General features: G+C 36.6%; 13 protein-coding genes and 1 riboswitch. Of the genes, 11 read left to right on the forward strand and 2 right to left on the reverse strand.

Translation table 11 applies throughout. From position 1 onward, the window contains the following. Window positions 1-18: 18 nt before the first annotated feature. The 5 genes from CEF18_RS07555 (at window position 19) to CEF18_RS07575 (ending at window position 4,408) form a co-directional block, all read left to right on the forward strand. The gene (locus tag CEF18_RS07555; RefSeq protein ID WP_110935898.1) at window positions 19-1,959 is read left to right on the forward strand and encodes an ATP-dependent DNA helicase; all 1,941 of its coding nucleotides are present in this window, start codon (window positions 19-21) and stop codon (window positions 1,957-1,959) included. Between the two features lie 278 nt (window positions 1,960-2,237). Then, window positions 2,238-2,423, forward strand: a complete 186-nt coding sequence (locus tag CEF18_RS07560; RefSeq protein ID WP_110935899.1) for a hypothetical protein — start codon at window positions 2,238-2,240, stop codon at window positions 2,421-2,423. Between the two features lie 185 nt (window positions 2,424-2,608). Then, entirely contained in the window at window positions 2,609-3,130 is a 522-nt protein-coding gene (locus tag CEF18_RS07565; RefSeq protein WP_110935900.1) for a P-loop NTPase family protein, read from the forward strand. Window positions 3,131-3,187: 57 nt separating this feature from the next. Next, window positions 3,188-3,460, forward strand: a complete 273-nt coding sequence (locus tag CEF18_RS07570; RefSeq protein ID WP_190238681.1) for a DUF3986 family protein — start codon at window positions 3,188-3,190, stop codon at window positions 3,458-3,460. Window positions 3,461-3,553: 93 nt separating this feature from the next. Beyond that, window positions 3,554-4,408 (forward strand): HAD family hydrolase, encoded by an 855-nt coding sequence (locus CEF18_RS07575; RefSeq protein WP_110935902.1) that lies wholly within the window; start codon window positions 3,554-3,556, stop codon window positions 4,406-4,408. Window positions 4,409-4,868: 460 nt separating this feature from the next. Here CEF18_RS07575 and CEF18_RS07585 read toward each other — a convergent pair whose 3' ends face one another. Continuing rightward, window positions 4,869-5,126, reverse strand: a complete 258-nt coding sequence (locus tag CEF18_RS07585) for a hypothetical protein (protein ID WP_110935904.1) — start codon at window positions 5,124-5,126, stop codon at window positions 4,869-4,871. Between the two features lie 190 nt (window positions 5,127-5,316). Between CEF18_RS07585 and CEF18_RS26810 the strand changes: the two genes are divergently transcribed. Then, window positions 5,317-5,442 carry a hypothetical protein gene (locus tag CEF18_RS26810; protein ID WP_259457935.1) on the forward strand — a complete coding sequence of 42 codons (126 nt, stop codon included), beginning with the start codon at window positions 5,317-5,319 and terminating at the stop codon, window positions 5,440-5,442. After that, a riboswitch (ZMP/ZTP riboswitch) is annotated at window positions 5,406-5,489 on the forward strand. It overlaps the preceding gene by 37 nt. A 143-nt stretch (window positions 5,490-5,632) precedes the next feature. Next, a complete protein-coding gene (locus tag CEF18_RS07590; protein WP_110935905.1) occupies window positions 5,633-6,832 on the forward strand; it encodes a phosphoglycerate dehydrogenase in 1,200 nt (399 codons plus the stop codon). A gap of 99 nt (window positions 6,833-6,931) precedes the next feature. On the opposite strand, the gene CEF18_RS07595 is transcribed toward CEF18_RS07590, so the two are convergent. Beyond that, window positions 6,932-8,086: an MFS transporter gene (locus CEF18_RS07595; protein ID WP_110935906.1), complete on the reverse strand. Its 1,155-nt coding sequence runs from the start codon at window positions 8,084-8,086 to the stop codon at window positions 6,932-6,934. 241 nt (window positions 8,087-8,327) lie between these two features. Here CEF18_RS07595 and CEF18_RS07600 point away from each other — a divergent pair, with 241 nt between their 5' ends. The 4 genes from CEF18_RS07600 (at window position 8,328) to CEF18_RS07615 (ending at window position 12,886) form a co-directional block, all read left to right on the forward strand. Then, window positions 8,328-9,443: a DUF6946 family protein gene (locus CEF18_RS07600; protein ID WP_110935907.1), complete on the forward strand. Its 1,116-nt coding sequence runs from the start codon at window positions 8,328-8,330 to the stop codon at window positions 9,441-9,443. A 185-nt stretch (window positions 9,444-9,628) separates the two neighbouring features. Then, complete coding sequence (locus CEF18_RS07605; RefSeq protein ID WP_110935908.1) at window positions 9,629-10,012, forward strand: GntR family transcriptional regulator; 384 nt, start codon at window positions 9,629-9,631, stop codon at window positions 10,010-10,012. Further along, window positions 10,009-10,914 carry an ABC transporter ATP-binding protein gene (locus CEF18_RS07610; protein WP_110935909.1) on the forward strand — a complete coding sequence of 302 codons (906 nt, stop codon included), beginning with the start codon at window positions 10,009-10,011 and terminating at the stop codon, window positions 10,912-10,914. Before CEF18_RS07605 ends, CEF18_RS07610 begins: the two co-directional genes overlap by 4 nt. Continuing rightward, window positions 10,886-12,886 carry a hypothetical protein gene (locus CEF18_RS07615; protein ID WP_110935910.1) on the forward strand — a complete coding sequence of 667 codons (2,001 nt, stop codon included), beginning with the start codon at window positions 10,886-10,888 and terminating at the stop codon, window positions 12,884-12,886. The genes CEF18_RS07610 and CEF18_RS07615 overlap by 29 nt, the downstream gene beginning before the upstream one ends. Window positions 12,887-12,954 lie beyond the last annotated feature (68 nt).

Consider the following 12,954-nt stretch of genomic DNA (forward strand, 5'->3'; position numbering starts at 1 on the left):
AAAGGGGCTATATTTTTAATGGCAAAATCACTTCCGTTTACAATTTCAAAAACAGAAAACTTCTTTGATCGTCTTGGGGATTTTGTAGGTGATGTGTTTTACGACACGTTACCGGAGCAAGGGTATGAACTTCGAGATGAGCAAATCTATATGGCATTTCAGATTGAACAAGCATTTAAAAATTCATCAACAATCTTTGCTGAAGCAGGCGTTGGTACAGGGAAAACATTTGTATATCTTTTATATGCTATTTGTTACGCGCGGTATAAACGAAAACCGGCTATCATCTCCTGTGCTGATGAAACGTTAATAGAGCAGCTTGTGAAAGAAAAGGGAGATATCGAAAAGCTCGAAAAAGCACTTGGTATATCCATTGATGTGCGATTGGCAAAAGCACGTGAACAGTATGTATGTATGAAAAAATTAGATCCACTTGCCCATAAAACTTCCGATGAAGATATCCTGCGTGTTCATGATGAGATTCCTGATTTCGTCTATGAGCAAGGTTCTTCCATGCAAACATTTGAGCGTTACGGTGATCGAAAAGAATATCCATGGGTACCAAATGATGCATGGGAAAAAATTTCTTGGGATCCCATTCAACAGTGTTCCACCTGTGATTGGCGTCATCGCTGTGGTCAGACGCTAAACCGAGATTATTATCGACATGCCGAGGATCTAATCATCTGTTCTCATGATTTTTATATGGAACACGTTTGGACCAAGGATTCTCGGAAGCGTGAAGGACAAATGCCATTGTTGCCAGAGGCGAGCTGTGTGGTTTTTGATGAAGGTCATTTATTGGAGTTTGCTTCACAAAAGGCTTTAACGTATCGGTTTGATTCACAAACATTAGCTACTATTCTAACCGAATACATGAGTCAAGATGTACGAGAAGAATCATTACTGTTAATCGAAGATATCTTAGCTCTCCACGATGAGTGGTTTGATTTATTAAAAGAGACGGCCACATTTGTTGAGGGTTCTAACCGAAAAGAAGTTCCCAGATCAAAAAAAATGATGGAACTTGCGACAAAAATAAATGAAAAAGTACAATCATTATTAGAGCAGCTAGTTTTTGATGGTGACATGTTTACCATTGAAGATTACCATGTGAAAATAATTGAAGAATATTTAGAATTTTTCTCTTACGGATTAGCAGTCCTATTAGAAGGAAATCAAGGAGTATTTTGGCTGGAAGAAACGGAATCAGAGAGTTCATTTGTGATTATGCCTCGACTAGTTGAGGATGTCTTGAAAAAAGAAGTCTTTTCTCAGTCGATTCCTTTTATCTTTTCATCAGCAACGATGTCGCAAGCTGGAGATTTTAGTTATATTGCTGATAGTTTAGGCATTGAACGCTATGATTCCTTTACTGTTAAATCTCCATTTGATTATGAGCAACAAATGCGTGTATATGGTCATGTTCAAGAAACGGAAGAAGAGAAGTGGCACGAAATAAGAAATGAACTACTAGAGAGCAATGGAAAATCATTAGTTTTATTCTCTTCGAAGGAAGAAATGACTCAATTCCGTGAGTGGTCCGATCAAAACACTTGGAATTTCTCTATTTTTTACGAGGGCGACCGTGAAATTAGTGAACTGGTTAAAAAGTTTCAGGACGATCATTCTTCTGTGCTATGTTCGTACAACTTGTGGGAAGGGTTAGATGTACCAGGAGAATCATTATCGCAAGTGATCATCGCATCCTTGCCATTTCCACCACATGATCCGGTATTTCAAGCAAAACGTAAACATGCAAACAATGCTGTTGAGGAAGTAGACATGCCTTACATGATCCTTCGTCTAAGACAAGGGATTGGCCGACTAATTCGAACGAGCACAGATAAAGGGACGCTTCACATTTGGATGAACAAAACACAAAAAGAAGCCTACAAAAACGACATCCAACAAATCCTGCCAGAAGAAACAAGGGGACGGTTCTCTGCTTCTTTTTAGGTGAGATAAAGGGAACGTTGGTTCTCTGCTTCCGATAAGTTTTTAGTGTATAAGAACTTAAGGGACAGGATGGTTTATAAGACATTCCGACTATTTTTGAATTAAATAATGGATTAATAGCCTTGTAAAGAGTAGAATACCCATCTGTCGAATGAAGCACAGAACCGTCCCTGCGAACTTTTTTAATTTGTATGCAGGAGATAAGGGCTCTTGGGAGGAATATTTAATGGAGGACAAATGATAACACGTCCAACAAATTAGAAAGGTGGTCGTTGTCTTTGAATCAAAATGTTACCTTGCAAGAAATCGCCGAAAATATCTCTAAGCCGCTATTAAACGCTTCTGACAAAGAATTGGAAGGTTTTCGCCAAATCATCGAGGAAACGATTAAAATAAGAGATTCACATATAAATTTGAAGAAAATGGTCAACAACTATGCTAGTTCTAAGATTCAACGATCTTAAAAGTTAACTGCTGAAAAAGGTTGTCCTCAATGAAGAATACTGAAAAGTCGATGTGGACTTTTTCAGTGTTCTTTTTTGCTGAAATTGACGAAGTCTGATATCAATCATTCAGATCTTCAACAAGCATTACTTTTCCATGTGAAAAATACTCACCAATAAATCATTTGTTAGGGGATGTTTGCAGAATGAATCGCATTATGGTGATGGGTGTTTCAGCTGGTGTGGGGAAGTCTACGTTTGCACGAACGTTAGGACAATCTCTAACTATACAAGTTTATCATTTGGACACTATATACTGGAAACCAAATTGGATAGAAGCTTCGTCCGAAGAATTTTCTGCTCGACAGCAGGAGATTGTTTTGCTGGATAGTTGGATCACGGAAGGTAATTATAATAGTACATATAGTATTCGAATGGCAAAAGCAGATACAATTATTTATTTAGAACTCCCACTAATTATTTGTTTATACCGAGTTTTCAAACGGTGGATGACTAATATTGGTAAAACTCGGCCGGACATGGGCGAAGGCTGTAAGGAAAAACTAGATTACCAATTTCTTAAATTCATCTGTACTACTTACTATCCACGTAAAAAAATGATGAAATCCAAATTACAAGCTTTCAAAGAAATAGATTCTGAAAATAGGGTTATTACGTTGAAAAGTAAAAAAGACATCCACTCATATTTAGACTCATTAAACACTTAAACGCTATCTTCAACTACATAAAATAAAACATCTGTTTAAAGAAAAGTGGTGAAAATTTTGCTGTTTGATCAACGATATCATCTTCATGTAGGCTATTATGATAACTCAAAAGACATCGAGGCAATTTGCCTGAAAGTTTTAAATGAGGATATTTGGTGTATGTTCTTAGATAATGATTTTTATAAACTGCCTCTCCCAGGCTCCGATTATCCTTCTCTAGAATCATTTGGATTATTGATTGGTATCTTTAACTTTACTACGAAAGAAATGTCCTATGACATAGGAGCAAAACTGTTTGAAGACTTCCTTAAGACAGAGAACATCATTTAAAGAGACTGAATAGCGACTAATTTTTTTATTTTAAGCAGACATCAGTGTATACTTACCAAAGACATTCGTTTTATAAAATTAGGGGGAATCAGCGTGGTATTAAATCCTAAGGTAATTTTCTTAGACATGGACGGAACAGTATTAAATCATTTTAATAAGGTAAGCATTCATACAAAAGAAATTATTGATGAGTTACGAAACCGAGGTATATTTGTTTTTATCGCAACAGGAAGGTCAGCAGGTGAAATTTCAGGAGTAGTGCCTCCGGGTTTTCAAGTCGATGGTTTAATTACCTCAAATGGCATGGCAGGTTATATTGGGGATGAAGCAGTATATGAGCATTCACTTTCGCTGGAATTAGTGGAAAGAATCATTGAAAAAGCTAGAGAAAACAACGTTTATTATGAACTCTTCCCTTATGGAAGACCTCGCATTACATTGAAGCAAGATAAAGAGTATGTAGAAGATGAAGTGAAAGATCCTAAGCCAGAAAGTGTTGGAATAAATGAGTGGCTTTCCCGAAAACAAGCAGTCAAAGAAGAAATTGATTGGAAGGAAAACATTGAGGGCAGTGCGTTTTCGAAGTTTTATTTTTTTGCCCGATCTACAGAGCATATCGATCAATGGAAAGATGAGCTTGATCAGCTGAAAAAAGAAATGAATTTTACGACTTCCATTTCTTCTATTCATAATGTTGAGGTAATGGTTGCGAACGTAAACAAGGCAACAGGAATGAAGCAGATGTTACAGCATTTTGGGTTATCTGAAGAGAACACTCTCGCTATAGGAGATAGTAACAATGATTTGCCAATGTTAGAGTACGCTAGCTACTCAGTTGCGATGAAAAATGCAGCTGATTTAATTAAAGAGAAAGCCGATGAGGTTACGGAATTTAATTGTGATGAAGACGGCGTATATCATTTTCTAAAAGCTAAATTTGACCTGTAATTTTTGTCAGTTTGGAAAACATTGTTTGTTGAAAAAGGAGTACCTTTTAGTGATGAAAAGAAGGTACTCGAAACGATGTACTTGATTTATAAAATAATCCAGTAGAAATGAACTGAAAGTGGTGAATAGAACGTCACCAATGGATGTGTCCATGAAACAAATGAAGCAGAGAACCGTCCCTACTTGCTTTTTTTAGAATGAATTCATCGACTAACCATTTGATGACAACTGCCTTAATAATGTAGATGGGGAAAGAGTAAATGTATCTCCAGTTATCGAGGTTATAAATCTCGAGCCAAACAGTCATAGGTTCAAAAATAACCGCCATGGTAAAATTTGCTATGATAAAGCTTCTCCATTTAGAGAAGTATTGATACAGAAACATATGAGCAACGATGATGATGCCTTGATCGATTGAAATTAGCCTTGGCATGATATTGAAAAGTTGATAAGGATAGGACTACAATTGTAATTCTAACCCAATATCATCCATCATTAACACAAGAAGGCTCATCAACGTTCCATACAATAATATTGGTGCAATTCTATTTGTATCAACAAACCGCCACCAGATAATCCACGGAATTATCAATACAGCTAAAAGTAGAAACCATTGAAATGAAAACAAGTCATGATTCAACCACTTTTCTAATCTCATTTCAAACAATCGTTCATTAAAACTTTGTATTTGCTCATGACTTGGATAGTTTTCTGGCATTGTAAGTTATCCTTTTTAGTAAAATATCTAACATTAAACCTTCATTCAAAATCACTTGCTCTTATATGGTGTACATTTTTCGTGACTTACACTCTCTTAAATGTATAAATAATAATTTTTATATTTCCCGGGGAAGCGCATGATCCGCCTTTATTCTTATATGGGGATCATTTAATCGAGAGAATTAGTAATGATTCAACAATACTTGTCAGGATATGCAACTAAAATATTTTATATCTTGAAGGTTGCGGCAGAATTTGATACGATAAAGGAAATAAAGAATCTATGTGTAACTGGCGTACACGGATTACCGTGAGGGAGCACATATTGATTGGAAAGTAGCCGTTCGCCTGGGCAGAGGTAAGGGATGTACAGGTACATCCTTTACCTCTTTCTGTTTATTTTTAGGGGGGATAGCTTAGTAGTTTGAATGTTATTGAATGAGAAGATCACACTAATTATTTCCACAGCAGTTTAAATATGAAAAGATGAAAGAGGCGGATAAAATGAGCTCAGTTATTTTAGACAATAAAAAAACAATTAAAACGTTAAACAATATTGCAGAGTCAGGTTTAAAGATCTTTAATAAAGATAATTATACGATTGATAATGAAAGTGAAAATCCTGATGCAATTGCTGTGCGTAGTTTTAACATGCATGATCTTGAATTTGGGGATAACCTGAAAGCTATTGCTCGTGCCGGTGCTGGTGTAAATAATATTCCCGTCGATAAATGTACGGAACGCGGAATTGTTGTTTTTAATACGCCTGGGGCAAATGCCAACGCAGTAAAAGAACTTGTATTAACATCTTTAATTGCTTCTTCACGGAACCTTTTTGAAGGAACCACTTGGGCAAGGACGTTAAAAGGCAAGGGAGACCAAATTTCAAAACATGTTGAGACCGGCAAGAAACAATTTGTAGGTAAAGAAATCAAAGGTAAAACTTTAGGTGTCATTGGTTTAGGAGCAATCGGTGCACTTGTTGCAAATGATGCGCTTAATTTAGACATGGACGTCATCGGCTTTGACCCGTTCATCTCTGTTGATACTGCTTGGAACTTATCTCGTACAGTACATCGTGCTATGACGATCGAAGAATTGTTTGCTAACTCCGATTACATTACTGTACATGTTCCGTTAACGGACGACACGAAAGGGATGTTCAATGAAAAAACATTCAGCATCATGAAAAATGATGTTACTATTTTGAATTTTTCACGTGACGGTCTTGTAAATGAATCGGATATGGCGGCTGCGCTTGAAAGTGGAAAAGTCGGCAAATTTATTACTGATTTTCCAAGTGAAGAAGTCTTGAATATGAAAAACGTTGTTCCATTCCCTCATCTTGGGGCTTCTACGAAAGAGTCTGAAGAGAATTGTGCTGTGATGGCGTCTCATCAAGTCAAGGATTTTCTTGAAACAGGGAATATCAAAAATGCTGTTAATTTTCCGAATGCATCTTTACCTTACACAGGAAACCGCCGTTTTACTGCGTTCCATAAAAATGTACCAAACATGGTTGGTCAAATTACCTCCGCTTTATCGAATTATGACTTAAACATTGCTGACATGGTAAATAGAAGTCGAGGCGATTATGCCTATACGATGATCGACATCGATAACAAAGTAAACGGAGATATCATTCCTAGTATCGAGGCAAACATTACAGAGATCGAAGGTATTATTGCCGTTCGTTTGATTTAATTCATTTCTAGCTTAATACTGAAAAAGCCAAGCCATTCTTTCCTTGTGAAAGTAAGGCTTTTTTTCTGTTTTCCTTTGAATAGATTACCTCGAATTCCTTTAGGTAGGTACTTTTTGCAGCGAAATACCCCCCTTAAGATACCCACTAATTGTTAGTACAATCATTCCGATTAGGAAAGCAACAAAGTATGGTGATACGGTGTCACGAATGATTCCAGTAACAGAGGAACTAACAATGATACCTAGAGAGAAAATGGCTGACATATAACCAAAGGCCCGGCCATGAACTGCTTTAGGTGCATTTTCTGTGATGGAGGTCGCCATTGCCGGCATAATAAGACCAAAGAACACACCCATCATAAATAAGAGAACGGGTAACTGTAAGAGATCACTTATTAAAGCAAAGAGTGTCATCGACATTCCGAACAAACCTGTCATAAGCCTCAAAAAAGGGCTAAACCGATTAATGAAAAAGAAAGAGAGTGTAATAAACGTCCCAATAGCCATATAGCTGAATAATTGGCCGGTTTGAAAAGTAGACAGTCCCCTTTCAACAGTTAAATAAGGAATTTCGAAAATAAGTACACCGTGGATATACATCACTGCAAAAGCTATTAAATAAACGATGGGTAGGTTGGGCGTCGATAGAATTCCACCGCCTTCAGATCCCTGTTTATGCTTTATTACCGATGTGACTTGTCTATCTTTTAGAAAAACGACAGAATACGTTGCGGTAAAGATCATTGCAGTCCCTATAAAAAAGTAGGTATTTGCGTAACCAATCCAAACGACCATTTGCCCACCGAGTAGTGGAGCAATAATACTCGCAATTGTTGATAACATACCATTAATGGCAATATTTTTCCCTTGTTCCCGACTATTTTTTGCATACCCCGAGAGTAGGGTAAAAGCGGCAGGAATTAAAAATGCTAAAGCAAAGCCGTTTAAACCATGCAGTACTAACAAATCCATAGAGTCTCCTGCGAGTCCGTGCGCGATAAATAACCCTCCGGAGGCAAATAATGGCAGAGTGATGAATAATTTCTTACCAAAGCGATCTACCAGAGGCCCTGCAATCAAATTTCCGGTTAAATTACTGAGTGAAGTAACACTTATAATAACACCAATTAAGATACTAGATGCCCCGAACGCAGCTGCATATGGAGTAAATACTGGAATTTGAATTCTCATGATCAAACTAATAAAAAACATGACAATAAAGATATTCAATTTATCTTGTGTTACTTCCCTCATACTGTTCACCTCAGAAATAATGTATGTCGGACCTTTCGTGAATAGACGAGCAGTTTTATATATGTTTTATATTCTTTTTCGAACACCAAAATAACAATAATAGGTTATAAAGATATTTTTGCAGGATAATCGCTAGTTTTATTGAAATAAGCATTATACTCAACAAGCATGAATCAATTTTACCATTTTATAGAAAGACAGCTATATGAAGACCATGTTTGAAAACTAAGGAGGGAAATCTGTGGGGAGTTATTATACAGAGACACAAGGAATCGAATCGTGGAAAAAGGAATTATCCGAACCGGAAAAACAGTGGAAGTCTGGTTTATCAGCGAAGGAACTAGCTTTGAGTTGGGAAGAGGCTAATGGTTTTCCGCTTAGTATTCAAGAAGCTTTTCAAGACAGTGGTATCCCTCTTTTTAAAAATACGACTTTTTTATTTGGATTTCCTGAATATAAGATCCCATTACCGGGTGGCGGAACTAGTTCGCAAAATGACCTTTACGTTTTAGCAAAAGCCAGTGATGAATTACTTACAATTATGGTAGATGGAAAAGTATCGGAACCTTTTGGGAAAACAGTCGGATTTTGGAGAGGAACGGACCCCAGCAGCGCTAAAAGAAAAAAGTTAGCCAAGTTACTAACCACACTTAAGTTAGAGGAAGAGGATGTATTGAATAAACGGTATCAATTACTGCATCAAACTGTATCTGCACTAATTGAAGCAAAAAGAGTCCAGGCAAAAAATACGCTTTTACTTATACATTCTTTTAGCAAGACAGCATCAGGCTTTGATGAATACTGTGAATTTGTAAAGATGTTTGAATTAATGCCCCTACGTAACTCTGTTGTTGGACCCGTTCTACTTAACGGTGTCGATGTTTATTTTGGTTGGGTCACGGAAGTAAACAACAATATAAATATGGAAGAAAACGAGACACCACAAGCCATTAAGGAGAAAAACACAACAATAAAGAAAGATACGAACAAGTTTGTTACAAAAATAAATCATGAAGTGATGTATTCTGCCGATCAATTTAATAATGATATAAATATTGGAGAATTTGTAAACACTACATTAATAGGCTTAATTAAAAACAGGCAGTTATCAAATGAGATGGTAGAGTGGTTAACGGACACTGAGTATTGTAAGGAAGTGTTTGATATTAACTACCCTGTGCTGAAGAAACTCGATGAAACGGTTCCTTCTTCCGAGCAGCGGAAGATACGAGGGTATAACCGCTACTGGACGAAGATCGTTTACATTCATCAGGCAAGGTACCTTATATGTAATGATTGGCATGAGAGAAACAGAGTTAAATATCAGAGATGGTTGGTAAGGGTTGAGAATAAATAGAGACAAGGTTTAAATCTAGTTCTGAATAGAAAGGTACATACACTGACAGCCGTATTCTCAAAACTGAGAACGGCTGTTTTTTTATGTTAAACATTCCTCATATGGAAAATAATGCTTGATTTTTGTATCATCCGTATTATAATGGGTAATACAGATAGTTTAATTCAAGATAAGGGGGTCCGAAGATGTTTAAGCTTGATACACGAAGTCGAGTCGCTATTTATGAACAACTAATGGAACAATTAAAGACGATGATTATTCGTGACGTCCTTCAAAAAGACGAAAAATTACCTTCCGTAAGAAATCTGGCTCAAGAATTAACGATCAATCCTAACACCATTCAGAAGGCTTACCGTGAATTAGAACATGAAGGTTTTATTTATACGATACCTGGTAAAGGCAGTTTTGTTTCTCCGCTTGATAAAAGTCCGAATAAGAAGAAACTTGCTTCCCTTAAACAAGATATTGAACAGAGAATCAAAGAATTCTTATTTTTGGGTGGTACTAAACAAGAACTGATCGATTGGCTAATACAGGGAAGCGAGAGAGAAGAGGGGGAAAGAGAATGATTAAAGCTGAAGCAGTGAATAAAAAATTCGAAGACTTGCAAGCAGTTCGAGATTTAACTCTTCATGTAAAAAAAGGATCTATTTATGGATTGCTCGGCTCCAATGGAGCAGGTAAATCAACGTTTTTAAAAATTATAGCGGGTGTGTACAAACCTGATAATGGTAAGTTAACAATAGAAGATCAACCTATCTATGAACAACCTGATACGAAACAAACGGTTCTTTTTATTTCCGATCAACCTTACTTCTTTAATCTTGCAACTCTTCAAGACATGGCTGATTTTTATGCAGGCGTGTACGAGCGATGGAACATGAAAAGATATGAGCAACTCACGAAGCATTTTCGGATGGATCCAAAGAAGAGATTAAACCGCATGTCAAAAGGAATGCAACGTCAAGCAGCATTTATTCTAACGTTGGCAACCATGCCAAATGTATTGGTTCTTGATGAGCCTTTTGATGGACTCGATCCGGTCATTCGTCAGCAAATGAAAAACTTGATTATGCAAGATGTTGCAGATCGTGAGCTTACATTAATCGTCTCCTCTCATAACTTACGAGAGATGGAGGATTTTTGTGACTATGTTGGTGTTCTCCATGAGGGTTCTTTATTGTTTGAAAGAGATTTAGATGAGTTACGGACAGATATTCATAAGTTACAGCTTGCTTTCAAAGAAGTGCCAAATGAGGATAGCCTCAAGCAAGACTTGGATGTTCTTCATTATGAGTTAAAAGGGAGTGTCGTATTTTTGATTGTTAAAGGACAAAACGATGAAATTCTTGCTAAAGTAAATCGACTTAATCCCGCAGTGGTGGATATGCTTCCATTGACATTAGAGGAAATATTTATTTATGAACTAGGAGGTGCCGGCTATGAAATCGAAAATCTCATTGTGGAATAAAGCCTTATTTAATTTACAGTTACGCACTGTTACTTGGTTTGGCATCCTACTTACATTGGCGCTTCTTGTCATGTTGCCAATTAGTATCTTTGTACAAGAAGTTCGTTTTGGACCAGAGTCGAATCTATGGTTTTATTCTGCAAACAGCACGCTAAACACCTTAAGTGAATTTTCACTTCCATTTCAATTAATTGTTTTTGCTATTTTCCCTGTTCTATTAGGTATTGTGTTGCTAAATTATTCGACGAAAAAAGAAGCTACGTATTTTATGCACAGTTTACCATTCACAAGACAAACCCTTTTAACCAATACGTATTTAGCTGGTTTCGTCGCATTGTTGTCACCTATTCTGATAACAGGTATTGTGTTAGGAATTTTAAGGTTTTTCCTCGAAGATCCTTTTTATTCTTTCGTTGATCTGTTCGCATGGATCGGATTATCCACGTTTATCTTAGTATTTGTATTCATCGTTACGATGATGATCGGTATTCTGGTAGGCAATGGTCTCCTTCATGGTGCGCTAACTTATACTGTCATTGCTGTGCCTGCACTATTAATTGTATTAACACTTCTCAATCTACAATATTTTATTTCAGGAGTAGCCCTTACTTCATATACGGAAACACTTGTAACAAAAGGGATATTTTTCGTTCGCTTAACCGATTTATACACCAATAGCTTTTCCATCTTAGAATATGTCATTTACATATTTATCATGGTAAGTCTCGTTCTTCTCTCTTACCTGATGTATGCCAAACGACCATCAGAGGCATCCGATCAAGCCATTGTTTATCCAGTAGTTCGATCAATTTTTCTCTACGGGCTGACTTATTTTGCGATGCTAGCAAGTGGGGTTTATTTTACGGAAGCCTTGCAGGGGGGATTTGCATGGACAATGTTCGGCTATGTCTTAGGGGCTTTTATTGCCTATACAATCTTGCAAATGATTTTGCAAAAAGCAATTCGACTTACGTGGTATTGGAAAGGATTTTTGGGCTACGTTGTTGTTATTGTCCTATTAATGATTCCAGTAAACATTGGCGGAGGCGTATATGAAAACAAAATTCCCACTACTGCAACTGTTGAATCCGTTGCGATTTATAGTTCTTATTCTTATGGAAACGAAGAGTCAGGTGAAGTACCTCGTTTGACCGACGAATTATCTATTGAGCAAGTGACGGAGTTGCACAAAGAGTTGAAAGACTATGACCATGATGATGAAGAATTTTATAGTTGGAATACAATTACATTTGATTATAAGCTGGAAGACGGCAGTTCATTAAGAAGAGAATACAGTTTAGGAGAAACAGGCAGTAAAGTCACCGAAGACCTAAGAAATAACGCTGAATTCAAGCAGGCCTATGACCCAATTTTTCAACTTAATGATTTAGATGTTACGTATGCTTCGATTCACGGTAATTTACAAGGTGACGAAAAAAGAATTTCAGATCCTGAGGAATTACAGACGTTAATCAATCTTCTTGAAGAGGATGTTACAGAAAATCCGTCACAAGTTCTTGCGCAAGAAAATGCAGTTAGTCTTGGTGACCTTCAATTTAATATTGCTCGTGGTAAAGATATTCACAGGGATGAATATGTTATGCATGACGTTGGATATGTCATGTTAACAAAAGATCACCTACGAACAATAAACTGGCTAAAAGAAAATGACTACGCCGATTCCCTATTATTGTCTGAAAATATAGATTCAGTTACTGTTGTTCCATCAACAGGAGATGACTTTTATATGGAAATAGATGAGGTTATTTATTCCTCAAACTCTATTTCAGATAAATTTCCTGATGCTTTAGTAATATCGGAGGCAAGTGAAATAGAAGAATTATTAGATGCGGGTCAAAATCACTCTAATGAAGATTATGTCGTTATTATTAATAACGAAAATGATTATCGACATTATTTCTTTATTGATAAGGAAGACATACCTGATTTTGTTTTAGAAGGATTAGAATAAATTCCTAAGACTTAGTTTGTTGCACGCGTATAAAATTGGAAGGTTACTAGAGTAAAGTGTGAGAACTT

It is taken from the genome of Salipaludibacillus neizhouensis (genome assembly GCF_002886185.1).
GTDB classification, from domain to species: Bacteria; Bacillota; Bacilli; order Bacillales; family Salisediminibacteriaceae; genus Salipaludibacillus; species Salipaludibacillus neizhouensis.